The 616-nt window shown below is 45.8% G+C and carries 1 pseudogene; it reads left to right on the top strand.

Annotated elements, in window-relative coordinates:
- A pseudogene (locus R7E38_RS23100) lies at positions 1-377 on the top strand (ribonuclease E); the annotation flags it as partial.
- Positions 378-616: the final 239 nt, after the last annotated feature.

The raw sequence follows: 616 nt of genomic DNA, 5'->3' as shown, positions 1-616 counted from the left end.
GACTGGAGTTCAGACGTCCTGTAGAGCCGATCGTTGAAGTGGCTGAAGCACCTGTTGCGGAAGCAACAACAGAAACAGTTGTTGAAGAAGCTCCGGTTCAAGAGCCAGTCGTTGCAGAAACTGTGGAAGAAGCAGCAACAGAAGTTGCCGTTGAAACTCCAGTAGCAGCGCCAGAGATGAAAGCTGAAGTTATCAACGTTGTTGCTAAGCCACGAGCTAGCGCACCAATGACAAAAGCACCTGGTCCTCAAGAACTACGTGAAATCGAAGTAGCCGCAGCGCCGTTTAAAGCTGAACGCTACCAAGCTAAAGGTGCTGGTAGCCAAGTGGCAACAAACCGCGCCTCTGCAGCAATGACAAAGCCAAACTTCAACTAAGTTTGAATACATTGCGATAGCCTGAAAGCTAGAATCAAAAGGCCACCGAAAGGTGGCCTTTTTTTGTTTGTTCTCGGTCTAGCGTAATTGGTCATATTAATATCAACGACGGATCACATTTGTGGTTCATTATCCGTATCATTCTTGAACTTAATCACACTTTTCGGTAGCATTCGCCAACTCAAGTTTTCGACACCATTCTACTGCTGCTCTTTTATTACTACGGTTTACACTAAGTA

The sequence above is a fragment of the Vibrio sp. Vb2131 genome, from assembly GCF_033338535.1.
GTDB lineage: Bacteria > Pseudomonadota > Gammaproteobacteria > Enterobacterales > Vibrionaceae > Vibrio > Vibrio alginolyticus.
The sequence above is the reverse complement of the archived record's forward strand: the minus strand, read 5'-3'. Positions and strand labels throughout refer to the sequence as shown.